The 18,576-nt window shown below is 57.0% G+C and carries 19 protein-coding genes and 1 pseudogene; 14 read left to right on the forward strand and 6 right to left on the reverse strand.

Going from position 1 to position 18,576, the window contains the following annotated elements:
* Positions 1-9: 9 nt before the first annotated feature.
* Positions 10-1,107, forward strand: a complete 1,098-nt coding sequence (locus tag LA04_RS02815) for a DUF1615 domain-containing protein (protein WP_047650407.1) — start codon at positions 10-12, stop codon at positions 1,105-1,107.
* Here LA04_RS02815 and LA04_RS02820 read toward each other — a convergent pair.
* Positions 1,104-1,403 (reverse strand): DUF2755 family protein, encoded by a 300-nt coding sequence (locus LA04_RS02820; RefSeq protein ID WP_008503287.1) that lies wholly within the window; start codon positions 1,401-1,403, stop codon positions 1,104-1,106. The genes LA04_RS02815 and LA04_RS02820 overlap by 4 nt on opposite strands.
* A gap of 248 nt (positions 1,404-1,651) precedes the next feature.
* Here LA04_RS02820 and LA04_RS02825 point away from each other — a divergent pair, with 248 nt between their 5' ends.
* Positions 1,652-1,879 (forward strand): DUF2754 domain-containing protein, encoded by a 228-nt coding sequence (locus LA04_RS02825; protein WP_023310528.1) that lies wholly within the window; start codon positions 1,652-1,654, stop codon positions 1,877-1,879.
* Here LA04_RS02825 and ddlA read toward each other — a convergent pair.
* Positions 1,876-2,976 (reverse strand): D-alanine--D-alanine ligase, encoded by a 1,101-nt coding sequence (ddlA, locus tag LA04_RS02830; RefSeq protein WP_047650408.1) that lies wholly within the window; start codon positions 2,974-2,976, stop codon positions 1,876-1,878. The two genes, LA04_RS02825 and ddlA, sit on opposite strands and share 4 nt — an antisense overlap.
* Positions 2,977-3,079: 103 nt before the next feature.
* On the opposite strand from ddlA, the gene LA04_RS02835 reads away from it, so the two are divergent.
* The 6 genes and pseudogenes from LA04_RS02835 (at position 3,080) to adrA (ending at position 8,749) form a co-directional block, all read left to right on the forward strand.
* A complete protein-coding gene (locus LA04_RS02835; RefSeq protein ID WP_047650409.1) occupies positions 3,080-3,763 on the forward strand; it encodes an extensin-like domain-containing protein in 684 nt (227 codons plus the stop codon).
* Between the two features lie 168 nt (positions 3,764-3,931).
* Complete coding sequence (locus tag LA04_RS02840) at positions 3,932-5,146, forward strand: multidrug efflux MFS transporter (RefSeq protein WP_047650410.1); 1,215 nt, start codon at positions 3,932-3,934, stop codon at positions 5,144-5,146.
* 209 nt (positions 5,147-5,355) lie between these two features.
* Positions 5,356-5,616: an anti-adapter protein IraP gene (iraP, locus tag LA04_RS02845; protein ID WP_023293178.1), complete on the forward strand. Its 261-nt coding sequence runs from the start codon at positions 5,356-5,358 to the stop codon at positions 5,614-5,616.
* A 99-nt stretch (positions 5,617-5,715) separates the two neighbouring features.
* Positions 5,716-7,132 (forward strand): annotated as a pseudogene (gene phoA, locus LA04_RS02850) (alkaline phosphatase).
* A 90-nt stretch (positions 7,133-7,222) separates the two neighbouring features.
* Complete coding sequence (psiF, locus tag LA04_RS02855) at positions 7,223-7,543, forward strand: phosphate starvation-inducible protein PsiF (RefSeq protein ID WP_047650411.1); 321 nt, start codon at positions 7,223-7,225, stop codon at positions 7,541-7,543.
* Between the two features lie 102 nt (positions 7,544-7,645).
* A complete protein-coding gene (gene adrA, locus LA04_RS02860; protein WP_047650412.1) occupies positions 7,646-8,749 on the forward strand; it encodes a diguanylate cyclase AdrA in 1,104 nt (367 codons plus the stop codon).
* 14 nt (positions 8,750-8,763) lie between these two features.
* Here the strand turns inward: adrA and proC are convergent, their stop codons facing one another.
* Positions 8,764-9,573: a pyrroline-5-carboxylate reductase gene (proC, locus tag LA04_RS02865; protein WP_024906789.1), complete on the reverse strand. Its 810-nt coding sequence runs from the start codon at positions 9,571-9,573 to the stop codon at positions 8,764-8,766.
* A 97-nt stretch (positions 9,574-9,670) separates the two neighbouring features.
* Here proC and LA04_RS02870 point away from each other — a divergent pair, with 97 nt between their 5' ends.
* From LA04_RS02870 to ppnP, 5 genes are all read left to right on the forward strand, one after another.
* The gene (locus tag LA04_RS02870; protein ID WP_010428006.1) at positions 9,671-10,129 is read left to right on the forward strand and encodes a YaiI/YqxD family protein; all 459 of its coding nucleotides are present in this window, start codon (positions 9,671-9,673) and stop codon (positions 10,127-10,129) included.
* Positions 10,130-10,272: 143 nt separating this feature from the next.
* Positions 10,273-10,797 carry a shikimate kinase AroL gene (aroL, locus tag LA04_RS02875; protein WP_047650413.1) on the forward strand — a complete coding sequence of 175 codons (525 nt, stop codon included), beginning with the start codon at positions 10,273-10,275 and terminating at the stop codon, positions 10,795-10,797.
* 44 nt (positions 10,798-10,841) lie between these two features.
* Positions 10,842-11,033, forward strand: coding sequence for a protein YaiA (yaiA, locus tag LA04_RS02880; RefSeq protein WP_032638425.1), 192 nt, complete (start codon positions 10,842-10,844; stop codon positions 11,031-11,033).
* 237 nt (positions 11,034-11,270) lie between these two features.
* The gene (locus LA04_RS02885; RefSeq protein WP_008503271.1) at positions 11,271-11,948 is read left to right on the forward strand and encodes an AroM family protein; all 678 of its coding nucleotides are present in this window, start codon (positions 11,271-11,273) and stop codon (positions 11,946-11,948) included.
* Between the two features lie 71 nt (positions 11,949-12,019).
* Positions 12,020-12,307, forward strand: coding sequence for a pyrimidine/purine nucleoside phosphorylase (gene ppnP / locus LA04_RS02890; protein WP_008503270.1), 288 nt, complete (start codon positions 12,020-12,022; stop codon positions 12,305-12,307).
* Positions 12,308-12,355: 48 nt separating this feature from the next.
* On the opposite strand, the gene rdgC is transcribed toward ppnP, so the two are convergent.
* Positions 12,356-13,270, reverse strand: coding sequence for a recombination-associated protein RdgC (gene rdgC / locus LA04_RS02895; protein WP_023310540.1), 915 nt, complete (start codon positions 13,268-13,270; stop codon positions 12,356-12,358).
* 123 nt (positions 13,271-13,393) lie between these two features.
* Here rdgC and mak point away from each other — a divergent pair, with 123 nt between their 5' ends.
* The gene (mak, locus tag LA04_RS02900) at positions 13,394-14,299 is read left to right on the forward strand and encodes a fructokinase (protein ID WP_047650414.1); all 906 of its coding nucleotides are present in this window, start codon (positions 13,394-13,396) and stop codon (positions 14,297-14,299) included.
* A gap of 75 nt (positions 14,300-14,374) precedes the next feature.
* On the opposite strand, the gene sbcC is transcribed toward mak, so the two are convergent.
* Both sbcC and sbcD read right to left on the reverse strand, forming a co-directional pair.
* Positions 14,375-17,281 (reverse strand): exonuclease subunit SbcC, encoded by a 2,907-nt coding sequence (gene sbcC / locus LA04_RS02905; RefSeq protein WP_047650415.1) that lies wholly within the window; start codon positions 17,279-17,281, stop codon positions 14,375-14,377.
* Positions 17,278-18,483, reverse strand: coding sequence for an exonuclease subunit SbcD (sbcD, locus tag LA04_RS02910; protein ID WP_047650416.1), 1,206 nt, complete (start codon positions 18,481-18,483; stop codon positions 17,278-17,280). The genes sbcC and sbcD overlap by 4 nt, the downstream gene beginning before the upstream one ends.
* Positions 18,484-18,576: the final 93 nt, after the last annotated feature.

An 18,576-nucleotide genomic window follows, 5' to 3' on the forward strand; every position in this document is an offset into this window, starting at 1 on the left:
GAAGTTGCTATGTCTTTTGCCGTACCGCGCGCGTTACCGTTGTCCTTGCTGGCCGCTCTTGTGCTGGCAGGCTGTGCCGAAAAAGGGGCCGCTCCGCTCAAAAAGGGGGAGAAGCCCGTCGATGTGGCGAGCGTAGTGCGGCAGAAAATGCCCGCCAGCGTGAAGGATCGCAACGCGTGGGCAGATGCGCTGGCAAAAACCTTTGAAAGCCAAAAGATCGCGCCGACCGAGGAGAATATCTGCTCGGTGCTGGCGGTGGCGCAGCAGGAGTCGATGTACCAGTCAGACCCGGTCGTGCCGGGCCTGAACAAAATTGCCTGGAAAGAGATCGATCGCCGCGCGGAGTCCATGCATATCCCGGTTTTCCTGGTGCATACCGCGCTTAAAATCACCTCGCCGAACGGCAAAAGCTACAGCGAACGGCTGGATGCGGTGAAAACCGAAAAACAGCTCAGCGCCATCTTTGATGATTTCATCAGTATGGTCCCGATGGGGCAGAAGCTGTTTGGCTCGCTGAATCCGGTACATACCGGTGGCCCGATGCAGGTTAGCATTGCGTTCGCGGAGAAGCATACCGACGGCTACCCGTGGAAAATCGACGGTACGGTACGTCAGGAGGTCTTCTCCCTGCGCGGTGGGCTGTGGTTCGGCACGTATCATCTGCTGAACTATCCGGCGAACTACAATGAGCCGCTGTACCGCTTTGCCGACTTTAACGCGGGCTGGTATGCCAGCCGTAATGCGGCATTCCAGAGTGCGGTCAGCCGCGCAAGCGGCGTTAAGCTGGCGCTGGACGGCGATCTCATCGCTTACGGCAGCAGCGAGGCGGGAAGCACCGAGCGGGCGATACGGAAATTATCGACAGCCCTTGATATGAGCAACAGCGACATTCGCCGTCAGCTTGAGAAAGGCGACAGCCTGGCCTTTGAGAAAACGGATCTGTACAGGAAGGTGTTTGCGCTTGCGGAGCAGAAAAGCGGGAAAACGTTACCGAGGGCTATCCTGCCGGGCATTCAGCTGGAGAGCCCGAAGATCACGCGTAACCTGACCACTGCATGGTTCGCAAAACGCGTGGACGATCGCCGGGCGAGCTGTATGGGGCTTTAACGGCGACGGCGAAAGCGCAGCACTAAGGCCACAACGCCCAGAATCATACATCCCGCGAGGAAGGGGATCAGGCCGAACAGGGTACTGACGCCAAAGCCAATCTCAACCCGCGGGCGTCCGTTATCCTGCACCTGCATCAGGTGTTCATAAACGCCAGGCGCATGGACCAGCATATTAAGCAGCTGGGAACCGGCCCAGAAGCAGAACAGGACAAACAGGGCATAAGCGATATTACCCGCCGTGGAGGTTTTTGGTTTGCCGCCAAAAATCGGTTTCGACAATGTAAAGTCAGCCATATGACCTCCCGAAATATCACTCTGATTTAATACGCGTCTTACAGGGTGAGTTTGACAGGTCATCGTATTTGTCAATATCAGAATCGTGGTAATTTACGCGCCGGAATCCTCCTGGATTGTCGATTTCTGCAGCACATCACAATTTCATTACTTAAGTGAAATTGCGTCGCGTTTCAGAATTTCTGCATCTGCCACAGACCTGGCCGTAAAACTGTGAGAGGATGTCTTTTTTTCCTGCCGGAGTTGTTATGAAGCTCACGTCCAAACTACGCCGTGACTGGCATTACTATGCCTTTGCTATCGGGCTGATCTTTATTCTTAACGGTGTCGTGGGCCTGTTGGGGTTTGAAGCAAAAGGCTGGCAAACGTATGCCGTTGGGCTGGTGACCTGGGTAATCAGTTTCTGGCTGGCGGGGCTGATTATCCGCCGTCGTCCTGAAGAGACGACAGCGGATGAGGCGAAGAGCGCCGATTAACCGTTTACGGAACTTTTAAGCGCGCTGTCGGCGGCGTGACGTTCCAGCGCCAGTTCGATCAGGCGGGTGATCAATTCCGGGTAGCTCAGGCCGCTCGCCTGCCACAGCTTCGGATACATGCTGATGTTGGTGAACCCCGGCAGCGTGTTGATTTCATTGATCACGACTTCGTTCTCCGGCGTCAGGAACACGTCCACGCGCGCCATGCCGCAGCAGCCGAGCGTCTGATAGGCGCTAATGGCGATCGCGCGGATCTTATCGTTAACCGCCGGATCGAGATCCGCAGGAACGACAACCTGCGCGCCTTTGTCATCAATGTATTTGGTGTCGTACGAGTAGAAATCGCTGTTTAAGACCACTTCGCCGCAGGTGCTCGCCTGTGGAAAATCGTTGCCCAGCACGGCGCACTCAATTTCACGGCCTTTGATGCCCTGCTCAACCACCACTTTATGGTCGAACTCAAACGCCAGACGGACGGCCTGCGTGAACTCTGCTTCGCTGGTGACTTTGCTGACGCCCACGGAGGAGCCCTGGTTTGCCGGCTTCACAAACAGCGGCAGACCCAGCTCTTCGCTTATTTGCGCGAAGCTGTGTTTGTCGCGGTTGGCGCGGGTGAGGGTCACGAACGGCGCAATGTTCAGCCCGGCATCGCGCAGCAGGCGTTTGGTGACGTCTTTGTCCATGCACGCAGCAGAGCCGAGAACGTCCGAGCCGACGAACGGCAGGTTGGCCATACGCAGCATCCCCTGCAGGGAACCATCTTCGCCCAGGGTGCCGTGAACGATAGGGAAGACAACGTCGATCTGGGCGAGAGCCTGTGCGTTTCCGGCGTCGATAAGCTGCCCCTTCACGACGCCGGGTACGGTGGCGACGCTCACTTCCGAAGGATTAAGGGCGATGTGCGCCGGATCGTGAGCATTCAGCAGATACTGGCTGGCATCGTTAACGTGCCACTGGCCCTGTTTATCAATGCCCAGCAGCACCACGTCGAAACGGCTTTTATCGATTGCATCAACGATATTTTTAGCCGATTGCAATGACACTTCGTGCTCCGCTGATTTTCCCCCAAAGACAATACCTACGCGCTGCTTAGCCATCTCACTCTCTTCCAGTCTGACGAAAAGCCAATAACATACCACGATGCCCGGCGGGTTTCGCGGCCTTCTGCCATAATGTTTTGGGGAATCTTGAGGGGGGAGAGTGAAAGGAAAAACGCTGCTGACCGTTTTCATCATTGTGGCCGTTGCAACGGTGGGTTACCGCTGGTTGCCGCCTTACTACAACCCTTTCATACCGCTGACGCTTGACGACCCGCCGGGCCGAATCACCCAGTATAAGCTTCGGCGCTTAACTCCCGAGGCGTGCGAGAGCCTGCTTTCGCAGGCTAACCAAAGAGATCTCATCCACACCCAGCCGGTGGCGGACAGCGGCGGCGCGTGTCCGCTTAACAACGTCGTGCGCGTGCGTGACTTCGGTCCGGTCGGCCTGAACGGGAGCTTTCTTGCCAGCTGTACGCTGGCGCTCAGCTCTGCGCTGTTTATCAGCCAGCAGGCCCGACCGCTGACAAAGCGCTATACGGGCAGCGACCTGGCGCGTATCGACCATCTCGGCAGCTTTGCCTGCCGCAATATTTACCACCGCCCTGATGCGCGACGCAGTGAACATGCCACGGCTGAGGCGCTGGATATCGCCGCTTTTCGGCTGGCTAACGGGGAGCGCGTCACGGTGCTGAACGGCTGGAAGGCGGCAACAACGCAGCCATGGCTGAAGGCCATGCTGGCGGCAAGCTGCGGCTACTACGGAAACGGCCTCGGGCCGGAGTATAACGCGGCGCATGCCAACCATTTTCATCTGGGAATGCGCGGTTTCGGACTCTGTCGGTGAAGCATAATATTCCGCCAGAAAATGGATGAATTGTGACTTATTTCACAAATATGATGACTGGGAAGATAAAACACCAAAGTCAGTTGGGCCGCATCTCTGGTGCGACGTTAGTACGCGTAACTTGCTAATCTGTCGGCGAATTCGCCTAAAAATGAAGACTATTTCTTTATGGAATCCTGGAAAGTTAATCTCATCTCGGTCTGGTTCGGCTGCTTCTTTACCGGGCTGGCGATCAGCCAGATCCTGCCGTTCCTGCCGCTGTACGTCTCGCAGCTGGGGGTGACCTCGCATGAAGCGCTCTCCATGTGGTCCGGCCTGACGTTCAGCGTCACGTTTCTGGTCTCCGCCATTGTGTCACCGATGTGGGGCAGCCTGGCGGATCGGAAAGGCCGAAAACTGATGCTGCTGCGCGCCTCGCTCGGGATGGCGATTGCCATTCTGCTGCAGGCCTTCGCCACCAACGTCTGGCAGCTGTTTTTCCTGCGCGCGGTGATGGGGCTGACGTCCGGGTACATTCCGAATGCCATGGCGCTGGTCGCCTCTCAGGTGCCTCGCGAGCGTAGCGGCTGGGCGCTGAGTACGCTCTCCACGGCACAGATCAGCGGCGTCATCGGCGGTCCGCTGCTGGGCGGTTTTCTGGCGGACCACGTCGGGCTGCGCGCGGTATTTATCATCACCGCGATCCTGCTGGTGGTCAGTTTTCTGGTCACGCTCTTTCTGATTAAAGAAGGAGGCCGCCCGGTTATCAGTAAATCTGAACGCCTGAGCGGCAAGGCCGTCTTTGCCTCGCTGCCCTATCCGGGACTAATGATCAGCCTGTTTGTGACCACTATGGTTATCCAGCTTTGTAACGGTTCGGTCGGTCCGATTCTGGCGCTGTTTATCAAGTCGATGGAGCCGGAAAGTACAAATATCGCTTTTCTGAGCGGCATGATTGCCGCCGTGCCGGGCGTATCCGCCCTGATTTCCGCACCGCGTCTGGGAAAACTGGGTGACAGGATCGGCACGGCGCGCATCCTGATGGCGACGCTGATTTTTGCGGTCGTGCTCTTCTTCGCGATGTCGTTTGTCACCTCTCCGCTTCAGCTTGGCATATTGCGATTTCTGCTCGGGTTTGCCGATGGCGCCATGTTGCCTGCGGTACAGACCCTGCTGGTTAAATATTCCAGCGACCAGGTGACGGGGCGTATTTTTGGATATAACCAGTCATTTATGTATCTGGGGAATGTTGCCGGTCCGCTTATTGGCGCATCCGTTTCCGCGATGGCCGGTTTTCGTTGGGTATTTGCGGCCACGGCGATTGTTGTTTTAATCAATATTATCCAGCTGGCTATTGCGCTGCGTCGCCGCAGACAAATGGCGGAAGCGAAATCGTCGAGATAATCGTTTCGTTGATGTATTATATATTCTTATGGTAGCCGCATTTTTATATAACAAAATGCGGCGTTTTTTATAGAAAAACGTTTCGCTCGCCGCGGTGATCTTCTATTTTCATTCCTGCATCACTTTTGCATACCATAATAAATTTCTTCTCTTTGCATTATGGATTCAGAATGCTAACTTCAGACAAAACTGAAAAAGGAACTGGCACGATGAAAAATCTCATTGCTGAATTGCTGGTCAAGCTGGCACAAAAGGAAGAGGAGTCAAAAGAGCTGGTGGCTCAGGTCGAAGCGCTTGAAATTGTGGTCACCGCGCTGCTGCGACAAATGGCGAAAACCGATCAGCAGGCGTTGATTGAGAGCGTGGAAGGCGCGCTGGAGAGCGTCAGGCCTGAATCGCAGGTTCCGGTTGAGGATGCCGAGATGCTCCACCAGTACGTAAAGAAGCTGTTAAGGCATCCGCGCAGCTAAACCGTCACAGGACGTAACGACGTGTCATAGAATTGTCATGCAGGATGCCTATAGTCGCTCTGTTTTTATTTTTATGTATTTGTACATGGAGAAAATAAATTGAAACAGAGCGCACTTTTCATCGCATTACTTCCCCTGTTAATTACCCCTGCCATTTATGCCGATACTGCCCAAACCAGCGTGCTGGATAATCGCGCGGCAAAAGGGGATATCACCCAGCCTGGCGGCGCACGCCGTTTATCAGAAGATCAAACTGCCGCTATTCGCGCTTCGCTGAATGATAAGCCGGCGAAAAATATTATTCTGCTTATTGGCGATGGAATGGGGGATTCCGAAATCACGGCGGCGCGAAATTATGCCGAGGGGGCGGGCGGCTTTTTTAAAGGTATCGACGCATTGCCGCTGACCGGACAATATACCCATTACGCGCTGGATAAAAAAACCGGTAAACCGGATTACGTCACGGACTCCGCGGCCTCTGCTACGGCGTGGTCCACCGGCGTGAAAACCTATAATGGCGCGCTGGGTGTGGATATACACGAAAAAGATCACCAAACCCTTCTGGAGATGGCAAAAGCGGCGGGCCTGGCGACCGGCAACGTTTCTACCGCTGAACTTCAGGATGCAACGCCCGCGGCGCTGGTGGCGCACGTGACCTCGCGTAAATGCTACGGTCCGTCAGTGACCAGCGAAAAATGTCCGACGAACGCGCTGGAAAAAGGCGGAAAAGGCTCGATTACGGAACAGCTGCTGAACGCGCGTCCTGACGTGACCCTGGGCGGCGGCGCGAAAACCTTCGCAGAAACCGCGACGGCGGGCGAATGGCAGGGTAAAACGCTGCGCGAGCAGGCGCAGGCCCGCGGCTATCAGCTGGTGAGTGATGCGAATTCGCTTGCAGCCATCACCGAGGCGAACCAGGACAAGCCGCTGCTGGGGCTATTCTCTGACGGCAACATGCCCGTGCGCTGGGAAGGACCAAAAGCCTCGTATCACGGCAATATCGATAAACCTGCCGTAACCTGTACGCCTAACCCGAAACGCACGGACAGCGTACCGACGCTGGCGGCGATGACCGATAAAGCCATCTCTCTGCTGAGTAAGAGCGAAAAAGGATTCTTCCTGCAGGTAGAAGGCGCGTCGATCGATAAGCAGGATCATGCGGCGAACCCGTGCGGCCAGATTGGCGAAACCGTCGATCTGGACGAAGCGGTGGCAGAAGGCGCTTGAGTTTGCGAAAAAAGACGGTAACACCCTGGTGATCGTCACCGCGGACCATGCGCACGCCAGCCAGATCATCCCGACAGATACCAAAGCCCCGGGCCTGACGCAGGCGCTGAACACCAAAGATGGCGCCGTTATGGTGTTGAGCTACGGCAACTCTGAGGAAGAGTCCATGGAGCACACGGGCACCCAGCTGCGTATTGCCGCCTACGGCCCGCACGCGGCAAATGTGGTAGGCCTGACCGATCAAACGGATCTGTTCTACACCATGAAGGCGGCGCTGGGTCTGAAATGATAAAAATCCCGGCGGAAATCACATCTGCCGGGTGGTTTTTTTCCTGTCACGAACCAGACTTACAGGGAATGTTCACAAAAGGATGGTGCAATGAAAACAACATTACTGGTTACTCTGCTCTCCGGCCTGTTCCTGGTCGCATCGGCGAACGCGGAAGAGAAAACGTTAACGCCGCAACAGCAGCGTATGACCACCTGTAATCAACAGGCGACGTCTCAGAGTCTGAAGGGAGATGCTCGCAAGACCTACATGAGCGACTGCCTTAAAAACGGCGCCGCGAAACCGGGTGAAAAAAGCCTGACGCCGCAGCAGCAAAAAATGCGCGAGTGTAATGCGAAAGCGACCGAGCAGTCCCTTAAAGGTGACGACCGCAGCAAGTTCATGAGCGCGTGCCTGAAGAAAAAAGTGTAGTTCAAACGGGTGAGCGGCTCCGGCGGCTCACCCGAAATTTCATACTTTCCCCGCAGACCCCCTCTCTATAATTTGGGAAAATGTTTCAGAATATTCCCAAAAATGATGAATGATGAAACGTATTACAACAAAAAGCGCATTCGGGAAGAGTGGAATTTAACCCTTTCTCAGGATGACCCTCACCGCGCCGGCATTCAGTTTGCCCGGCGAGTCCGGCTGGCGCGCGCCGTCGGGCTGGCGGCGATGTTTTTCCCCGTTGCGGGGATGTTGGTTACCCATTTTTTACCCGGTGGCTGGTGGCTTTTACTGGTGGGCTGGTCGTTCGTCTGGCCCCATTTTGCCTGGCAGCTGTCCTGCCGCGCCGCTTCACCTCATCAGCAGGAAATTTTCAATCTTAAAATCGATGCCATTATTGCCGGGCTGTGGATCGGCGTGATGGGGATGAATGCGTTACCCACGGCAGCGCTGGTGATGATGGTAGGGATGAATATGATGGGTTCCGGCGGCTGTCGTCTGTTCATCCCGGGGATCGCGTTGACGCTGCTCTCAGCGCTGGTGACCCTGTCTCTCGTCGGGAAGGTGGTCGTCTTCAACCCCGACCCCGTAGAGTGGATCCTGACGCTGCCCGTACTTATGCTTTATCCCATGCTGTTTGCCTGGCTCAGCCACCGCACCGCCGTCAGGCTTGCGGAGCACAAGCGGCGGCTGGAAATGATGAGCACCCGCGACGGCATGACCGGGGTCTTTAACCGTCGCCACTGGGAAATGCTGCTGCGAAATGAATTTGAGCATTGTCGGCGCGACCACAGCACCGCCACGATATTGCTGATTGATATAGACCACTTTAAAAACATCAACGACACCTGGGGGCACGACGTGGGCGACGAGGCGATCGTTGCCATTACGCGTCAGCTCCAGCGGTCGGTACGGTCAGGCGATGCGATCGGCCGGTTTGGCGGAGATGAGTTTGCGGTGATCATGTCGCAGACCGCGGCGGAAAGCGCCATCGCCGTGATGTCGCGGCTGCATGAGCGGCTGGAAAAACTGACGTTACCGTGTGCGCCAAAAGAAGCGCTGCGCATCAGCGTAGGCGTTGCCCCCTGGGGGCCGCAGTTTGGACATTATCGGGAATGGCTGAAGGCGGCTGACGTGGCGCTGTACAGGGCGAAAAATGCCGGGCGCGGCCGCACCGAAGTGGCCGCCTGACGCCCGGTCAGAAATCAGGATTTACTCAGCTTCTCTGATTTTTCCATGCATTTTGCCATCGCTTCAATGACGGCCGAGCGGAACCCGCGCTCTTCCAGCACCCGCACCGCTTCGATGGTAGTACCGCCCGGAGAGCAGACCATATCTTTCAGTTCACCCGGGTGTTTGCCGGTTTCCAGCACCATTTTGGCGGAGCCCATGACGGCCTGCGCGGCGAACTTATACGCCTGCGCGCGCGGCATTCCGCCAAGCACGGCGGCGTCGGCCATCGCTTCTAAAAACATGAAGACATACGCAGGTGCAGAACCGCTGACGCCGACCACCGGATGGATCATCGATTCGGCAATCACTTCTGCTTCACCGAAGCAGCGGAAAATGTTCAATACATCGGCCACTTCTTCTGTGGTCACCAGCGCGTTAGGCGTAACGGAGGTCATGCCGGCGTTGACCAGCGAGGGGGTATTGGGCATCGCGCGGACGATTTTGCGGTCGTGGCCCAGCGCGCGCGCCAGCTGATCGAGCGTGACGCCTGCGGCAATCGACACGACCAGCGTCTCTTTGTTCAGGCTGGAGGTGATGTCGCTCAGCACTTTGATCATGATGTTTGGCTTGACGGCGCCAAAGACGATATCGGCGACCTGGGCGACTTCCTGCGCGCTTTCGGCGGCGTTGATCCCGTATTGATCGCGCAACGCGGCGACCTTATCCGGTGACGGGGTATAGACCCAAATCTGACCCGGCAGCACCTGTCCGCTGGCGATCAGACCGCCCAGGATGGCTTTGCCCATGTTACCGCAGCCGATAAACCCGATTTTCTTGTCCATCATGATTCTCCGTCATTATGCGTTGTTTTCTCTGATTGATAGCTTAACAACGAAATGCAGGCGACAATAGTCGACAGAGTCATTATGGGGAGACAATATGGCGATTTGGGTTGATGCGGACGCGTGTCCGAATGTGATTAAAGAGATTTTGTTTCGCGCCGCCGAGCGCGTTCAGATGCCGCTGACGCTGGTGGCGAACCAGAATATTCGCGTACCGCCTTCACGGTTTATCCGCTCTTTGCGCGTGCCGGCCGGGTTCGACGTGGCGGATAACGAAATTGTTCGCCTGTGCAGCGCGGAGGATCTGGTGATCACGGCGGATATCCCGCTAGCCGCAGAAGTGCTGGAGAAAGGGGCGGCGGCGCTCAATCCGCGCGGGGAGCGTTACTCGCCTTCGACCATTCGGGAAAAGCTGACGATGCGCGATTTTATGGATACGATGCGGGCCAGCGGCGTGCAGACCGGTGGACCGGACAGCCTCTCCCAGCGCGATCGCCAGCAGTTCGCTGCCGAGCTGGATAAATGGCTGCTGGAAGTGAAGCGCCGCACAGCGTAATGATAATTATTGTCAATTTGTGGTACAGTGTGGCCTCCACAGGGTTGTCATCCCGTACCGCTTTGCAGTAAAGTAATCGCAACATCTTCTGCAATTATTTCTTTACACTCTTCAGCCATCCGGCATCAAGGGGAACACCTGGCATGACCCAACCCATCTTTTTAGTTGGCCCTCGCGGCTGTGGGAAAACCACCGTTGGCCTGGAGCTGGCACGCGTGTGTCATCGCCAGTTTGTTGATACCGACCACTGGCTGCAAACCGAGGCCGGAAAAACCATCGCCGAGATCGTTGAGCAAGAGGGGTGGGAGAGCTTTCGCGCGCGCGAAACGGCCGCGCTGAAGGCGGTCACTATCCCGTCTGCCGTGATCGCGACCGGCGGTGGCATCGTTCTGGCGGAGTGCAATCGTCACTTTATGCGCGAAAAGGGGATTGTGATTTATCTCAGCGCGCCGGTGTCGGCTCTGGTAGGGCGGCTGGAAGCCTTTCCAGAAGAGGGGCAACGCCCCGCGCTGACCTCCAGGCCGCTCAGCGAAGAGGTGAGCGAAGTGCTGGCCGAACGCGATGCGTTATACCGCGAAGCGGCTCACCACGTGGTGGATGCGTCCGCCTCTCCCGAAGAGGTTGTGATTCAGATTATTACCGCCCTGCGTTTGGCTTGTGCCAGCTAACCGGCGTCTATACTTATAGCTCAGACATAAAAAAAGGATGAGCTATGCCAACCAGACCTCCCTATCCGCGTGAAGCGCGCATTGTTACCGTTGAAAAAGGCCAGACGGGTCATACCGTGACCTGGTATCAACTGCGCGCCGATCACCCCAAGCCGGACTCGCTGATCAGTGAACACGAGACTGAACAGGAAGCGCTGGACGCGAAACGGCGCTACGAAGATCCCGATAAAACCTGACCGTTTTCCTAAACGCTCCAATATCGTGCCTGAATCACACTTTTTACTCATCGGGAAAGTTAAGCAGGAGTTAATATTTAGTTATTACAAGTAACTCCGGTATCGGCAGGCGATCTTTACATTTCGATGTCGGGATCACCTGCTACGCTTGGTGCTGTTTTGTTGAAAAAATGAACTGTGCAGCGTAGTGAGCCTGTACCTGTATGCACGATGTTGGAGTAATGGAAGGCGATCAAGATGAAGGCAACGTTGGCGATCCTCACCATTGGTGTGGTCCCTGTAAGCGAAGTGTTACCGCTCTTAACCGAGCATGTATCTGAACAACAGATAACGCATCTGAGCCTGCTGGGGAAGATGAGTCGGGAAGAGGTCATGGAAGACTACGCTGTCGAGGCGGGGGAGGATCCCCTGGCGACGTTATTAAGTGACGGTAAACTGGCGCACGTTTCGCGTCAGAAAATCGAGCGCTCGCTGCAGGGCGTGATAGAAGTGCTCGATAATCAAGGTTATGACGTTATTTTGCTGATGAGTACCGCGCCCATCAAGGGCCTCACGGCGCGCAATGCGATTTTGCTGGAGCCGATGCGCATCATTCCACCGCTGGTGGCTTCCATTGTGGATGGTCATCAGGTTGGGGTGATTGTACCCATTGAGGAGCTCATGGATAACCAGGAGGCAAAGTGGCACGTGCTGGAAAAAGTGCCCTTGTATGCGCTGGCAAACCCGTTCTGGGACAGTGAGGCCAAGCTCATTGCTGCCGGGAAGGAACTGCTGGAAAGAGGGGCAGATGTCCTGATCCTGGACTGCCTCGGTTTCCATCAGCATCATCGTGATCTGCTGCAAAAAGCGCTGGATGTGCCCGTGCTGCTATCCAACGTTCTGATGGCTCGCCTGGCCTCGGAACTCCTCATGTAATGATTTTGCGTGACAGGTGATGAGCATGGCCCCTATAGTGAATTTTTATCTAAAAATATAAGGGCCAGTTCATGCTTCAAAGTAACGAATACTTTTCCGGTAAAGTGAAATCCATTGGTTTTACCAGCAGCAGCACTGGCCGCGCCAGTGTCGGCGTTATGGCGGAAGGGGAATACACCTTTGGCACGGCGGAAGCTGAAGAAATGACGGTCGTCAGCGGTGCGCTGAACGTCTTACTGCCGGGTGAAACGGAATGGAAAGTTTACGCTGCCGGGCAAGTTTTCAACGTACCTGGCCACAGCGAATTTCATTTGCAGGTCGCTGAACCTACCTCTTATCTGTGCCGCTACCTGAAATAAAAAATAAGCCGGGTGGCGCGAACGCTTACCCGGCCTGCGTTTTGCCTGTTATCTCTGCGCTTCGCCGCCGAGACCTTCCACCAGATTCTGAATCAACGCGGCCAGCTCGCCGGTCATCAGGATGAAGTCGGCGTCAAAGCGCTGGGCGTAATCTTCCCTGTCGATATCTTCGTTCTGATCGCGCAGCTCGTCGCAGAACTTCAGACGCTTCACGGAGCCGTCGTCGCACATCACGAACTGAATGCGCTGCTGCCAGTCGAGCGCCAGTTTAGTGACCACTTTACCCGCTTCGATGTGGACGGCGATCTCGTCGCTCACCAGATCCTGCTTCTTCGCGCGGATCACGCCGCCATCTTCCAGCAGGGCTTTCAGCTCGGCTTCATCAAGGATCTGGAAACCCTGAGCCGCAGCGCCGCTGCGTACCCATTCGGTCAGCGTCAGCTCGATCGGCGTTTCCAGCGCCAGCGGAACGACCGGTAAAGATCCGATGCTTTTACGCAGCAGGGCCAGCGTGTCTTCTGCTTTCTTGGCGCTGGCGCAGTCCACCATGATCAGCCCGTTAACGGTGTCGATCCACATCATGGTCTGGCTGAAGCGGCTAAAGGCGCGCGGCAGCAGGGAGTGCAACACTTCGTCCTTCAGCGAATCTTTTTCGGTCTTTTTCAGCTTGCGGCCCTGTTCGGCTTCCAGCTTGAAAATTTTCGCTTCGAGCGCCTGCTTAACCACCGGCGTCGGCAGGATTTTCTCTTCTTTACGGGCGCAGACGATGATTTGACCCGTGCTGCTGGCGTGGGTCAGTGCATCGCTTTGTGAACCCATTGGCGGCACCCAGCCGGTTTTCGCCATATCCTGGCTACCGCAAGGGGAAAAGGTATAAGCGGCTAACTGTTTTTCCATCTCTTCTGCACGCAGCGAAACGTCGCGGCTGAGACGGTAAACCATCAAATTTTTGAACCACAGCATGATAATTTCCACGGCCTTGTCGTTAAATCAGCGGGCATGATAACGAATTGTCGCATCGCTTGCATTGCTAATCGGGAAGCGTGCTTCTACTCTGTTGATAATCAAAATAATGAGGAGAGTCTTGTGCGTATTGGGATCGATTTGGGCGGCACCAAAACAGAAGTCATCGCGCTGAGCGAACAGGGGGAGCAGCTGTTTCGCCACCGTCTGCCGACGCCGCGCGATGATTATCACCAGACTATCGAGACGATTGCCAGCCTGGTTGAGATGGCCGAGCAGGCGACAGGGCAAACCGGCAGCGTCGGGATGGGGATCCCGGGGTCGATCTCGCCGTATACCGGGGTGGTTAAAAATGCCAACTCCACCTGGCTCAACGGTCAGCCGTTTGATAAAGATTTAAGCGCGCGCCTGAACCGGGAAGTGCGTCTGGCCAACGATGCCAACTGCCTGGCGGTCTCTGAGGCCATCGACGGCGCGGCGGCCGGTGCCCAGACCGTGTTTGCCGTGATCGTCGGTACCGGCTGCGGTGCGGGCGTAGCGTTCGGCGGGCGCGCCCATATCGGCGGTAACGGCACCGCGGGCGAGTGGGGACACAACCCGCTGCCGTGGATGGATGAAGACGAGCTTAAATACCGCGCTGAGGTGCCGTGCTACTGCGGAAAGCAGGGCTGTATTGAGACGTTTATCTCCGGTACCGGCTTTGCGACCGACTACCATCGCCTGAGCGGCCAGCCGCTCAGGGGCAACGAGATTATGCGTCTCGTCGAAGAACAGGATCCGGTCGCCGAGCTGGCCCTTAGCCGCTACGAAATGCGGCTTGCGAAATCCCTGGCCCACGTGGTGAATATTCTCGATCCGGACGTGATTGTGCTCGGCGGCGGCATGAGCAACGTCGACCGGCTGTACGCCACGGTACCGAACCTGGTGAAGCAGTGGGTGTTTGGCGGCGAGTGTGAAACCCCAATCCGCAAAGCTGTCCACGGTGACTCCAGCGGCGTGCGCGGCGCGGCGTGGCTGTGGCCCGAATAAAATCTAATAGTGTTTATTCCCTCTCCCTGTGGGAGAGGGCCAGGGTGCGGTCTGATGCCCGCCCCCTCCTCCCATTCATTCCACTGCAAACACCTTATCCAGCCTGCTGTATCCTAGCCCGTTGATCTTCTTCACCTTGATCTGCACCGGAATGCGCTCTTTCATTGCCTCAACGTGGCTGATCACGCCGATGGTTTTCCCGGTGGCGTTCAGCGCGTCGAGCGCATCCAGCGCGGTATCCAGCGTTTCACTGTCGAGCGTGCCGAACCCTTCATCCAGGAAAAGAGAATCGATCCGCGTTTTATGACTCACCAGATCGGAAAGGGCCAGCGCCAGCGCCAGGCTGACCAGGAAGCTCTCGCCGCCGGAGAGCGTGCGGGTATCGCGAACCGCATCTGCCTGCCAGGTATCAACCACTTCCAGCTCCAGCGCGTCGCTGGCCTTGCGCTGCAGCAGATAACGCCCGTGCAGGCGGTTAAGCTGCTGGTTAGCAAGCCAGACGAGATTGTCCAGCGTCAGCCCCTGCGCGAACTTACGGAACTTGTCGCCGGTGCTGGAGCCGATCAGCGCGTTCAGATAACCCCAGTCGTCCGCCTCGCGCGCGGCCTCTTCAATTTGCTGCATCAACGCCAGCTGGTGCTGACGGTTATCGCTGTCCTGCTTAAGCTGCTGGCGGATCTCGCCCTGATGCGTGGTGTTCTCGCGAAGCCGTTGCGCCAGCTGCTGCAGCTGGCTTTGCAGCGTGGGGGCATCGGCACTGAGCCCTTCCGGCCGCAGCGCCAGATGAGCTTGCAGCTGCTGGTTAGCCTGGCCGGAGAGAGCCGCGGCCTGCTGTATCTGGCTTTCCAGCGACTGCTTCAGCTGTTCGAGGTGGCGAATAGCGTCGTCATCCAGCAGCGCGGCAAGGAACGCGTCCCGATCGGTAAAGCAGCTCGCTGCGAGCGCCGCGGTGAACTGCGTCTGCGACTGCTGCAGGCGCTCTTGCTCCAGCTTTTCCTGCTGCTGCTGCGCGCTGAGCTGGCTTTGTAGCGACACGCATTCGTCGTGCACGTCGCGCCAGCCGTCCGGAATCTGCTGATACTGTCGCTCCTGCACTTCCTGCTCGTTTAGCTGGTTTTGCAGGGTCAGACGCTGGCTGAGCTGATAGAGCTGGCGCTCGTACTGTTCCTGCTCGTTCATCCATGGCGTGATATCTTCCTGAATATTCAAAGCAATGTTCAGGGAAGCGCAGGCCTCCATCCACTCTTTAGTGAGCACTTGCTCTTCCTGAGAGAGCGTCTGCGCTTCGTCAGTCTCGCGCTGGATCTGCTGCGTCAGGGCATTAACCTGTCCCAGTACCAGCAGGCCTTCCTCTTTAAGCGCGGCTACCTCTTTTTCCAGGGCATCACGGCGGCGCTGGTTATCCGTCAGCTCAAGAGACTGGTATTGCGCAACGGCGGGGTGCTCGCTGGAACCGCACAGCGGACAGGGTTTGCCTGCCTCAAGCCGGGAACGATAGCTTTCCAGATCTTTAATCGTCGCTTCACGTTCGCACAGGGCTTTAAGGTCCAGATAGTGCTGGTGTTTCTCTTTGTACTGCTGGCGGCGTAGCGTCAGCGTTTCATTGAGTTTATTTTGATCGGCCTGGGCCTTCTGCACGCTTTCACCGCTCTGGCGCAGGCGCTTTTGCAGCGGCTGATAGCGGGCATGCAGCGACGTCAGCCGCTGGCGCAGCGTGCGTGACCGGGACTGCTGCTCCATGGCCGCGCTGACCTCATCTGCCGTCAGCGTCAGCGCATTTTCCGGCATCTCAGCCAGCCTGTTGCGTAATTCGCTCATCCGCGCAGCAAGCGAGGCTAACTGCGTTTTATCGCGGTTAAGCTGCGAGAACTGGGCGCGCCAGCCGGCAATCTCCTGCCCCAGCAGGCGAAAGCGTTCGTGCTCCGCCAGCCACTGCGCCAGCGCCGTCAGTTCGGTCTGAAGCTGCTCATGATTCCGCTGGGCGGTATGACGGATCCGCGCGCGCAGTGCGGTTTTGGCTTGTAAGCGAGTATTTACTTCGATAATTCGCTGCTGGGTTTGCGTCAGACGCGCGGTTTGCTCCTGCTGGTGCTCCCAAAGCGGTCGAAGCTGGGCTGCGGGGAGAGCGAGCTGGAGCTTTGCCAGCTCTGGCGCAGCGTTCGTCAGCGACTGTTGCGCCTGCTGCTGCATCGCGGTGACGCGCTGTTGCTCGCGTACAAGCTCATCATGGCGCGTAAGCCACTGAAAATCTTTCTGCTGGCTTTGCTGCTGAACCAGCAGGGTTTTCTCTTCGTCAGTAAGTGCCTGCAAACTTTGCTGTAACTGCTGCTGTTGCTCTTCGCTCAACAGCACGACGCCCGCCGCCTGCGCCTCGCACTTTTCAAGCACGCTACGGGCGGCTTTGTGTTTTTCAAACACCATGGCGGAAATCTGGCCGTAGATCTCGGTGCCGGTCAGCTCTTCCAGCAGTTCAGCGCGATCGCTCGGCCTGGCATTAAGGAAGGCGGCAAACTGCCCCTGTGAGAGCAGCATGGAGCGGGTGAAGCGGCCATAGTCCAGCCCGGTGAGCGCGGCGGTTTGCTCCAGTTTATCCGTCACTTTGTCGGCCAGGATTTTGCCATCTTCGCAGCGCGCCAGCTCCACGCGCGGCGCCTGCAGGTTTCCGTCCGGCTGGTTGCGCGCGCGGTTCTGGCTCCAGAAGGCGCGATAGGCGGTGCCTTTTACCTCGAATTCCACTTCGGCCAGGCACTCGGCGGTGTCGCGCGTCATCAGGTCGTTTTGCGCCTGGGAGACCTTCTGCAGGCGTGGGGTTTCGTGATAAAGCGCCAGGCAGATGGCGTCGAGCAGGGTGGTTTTACCTGCCCCGGTCGCGCCGGTAATGGCAAACAGCCCGTTGCTGGCAAACGGCTCCGCGGTAAAGTCAATTTTCCACTCCCCCTTGAGGGAGTTGAGGTTTTTCAGGCGCAGGCTCAAAATTTTCATGCGTTTTCTTCCTCATCATTGAGCGCATGCAGGGTATGGCTGAACAGTTCGCTGAGCCTTTCGCGCTTCGCGTCGTCAATTTCCTCCTGCGAGAGCCTGCGTTCAAACACCTCTTCAACCCGAAGCTCACTGAGCGTTTCGCGTTGAGCGCTTAACAGAATTTTCTCGCGCTGCTCGCGGCTGCGGCGCACCAGTAAAACTTCGACGGGTAAATCTTCCGTCAGCGCCTGAATTTTTCGCTGCATATCGTGCAGGTAGTCGTCGGTGGTGATTTCAATATCCAGCCAGACCGGCGGGTTAAGCGCTGCCCCGCGCCACTGCTTAAGCTGGGCGGTAATGGCGTCAAGATCGCCCTTCAGCACCGCCAGCGGCTGGGTGACGGGTACCTCCAGCGTCTCGACGGCGTGAAGTTTTCCGTCTGAGAAGCTCACCAGATGGACGGACTTGGCTTTGCCGGTTTCGTCAAAGCTGAGCGAAATTGGCGAGCCGCAGTAGCGGATATGCTCGCTGCCGCCGACGATCTGCGCCCGGTGAATGTGTCCGAGCGCAATGTAGTCGGCTGGCGGGAAGTTCTGCGCCGGAAAGGCGTCCAGCGTGCCGATATAGATGTCGCGTACGGCGTCACTTTTACTGGCCCCGACGGTGGTGAGATGCCCGGTCGCAATCACCGGAATCGGCTGGTCGCCGCGCAGGGCGCAGGCATCGGCGTGCTGCTGGTGATAATAGTCGGTGATGGCCTGCAGGAGATGCTGCTGCTTTTCCGCGCCCGACAGCCCCGCCTGGCTTTGCACGATGTCGCGCGGTCGTAAAAAGGGAATGGGGCACAGCACCGCCCCCGGCGTGCCGTCGCGTTTTTTCAGGATCTGCGGGGCGTGCCCGGCGCTGGCGACGACGGTGGTATTGAGAAATGCCAGGATGTCGCGGGATTCATTGAGCGTCGCGACGGAATCATGGTTGCCGGCGACAATCACCAGATGACAGCCGGTTTGCTGCAGATTCACCACGAAGCGGTTGTACAGTTCACGCGCATAGCTGGGGGGCGAGCCGGTATCAAAGATGTCACCCGCCACAATAATCGCGTCCACCTCGTGCGTCCGGGCCGTTTCCAGCAGCCAGTTCAGGAACGCTTCATGTTCAGCCGCACGGCTTTTGCTGTAAAAATTTTGACCCAGATGCCAGTCCGAGGTGTGAAGTATGCGCATAGCTGATCCGTGGCAAAAAAGAGAAAGCAGGATTATAAACGTTCAGAGACGGGAAAATAACCGCTGTAATAAAACAACGGTTTGCCCGTTATC

Origin of the sequence: Enterobacter sp. UCD-UG_FMILLET (assembly GCF_000762975.1) — a bacterium.
Lineage (GTDB): Bacteria > Pseudomonadota > Gammaproteobacteria > Enterobacterales > Enterobacteriaceae > Enterobacter > Enterobacter dykesii.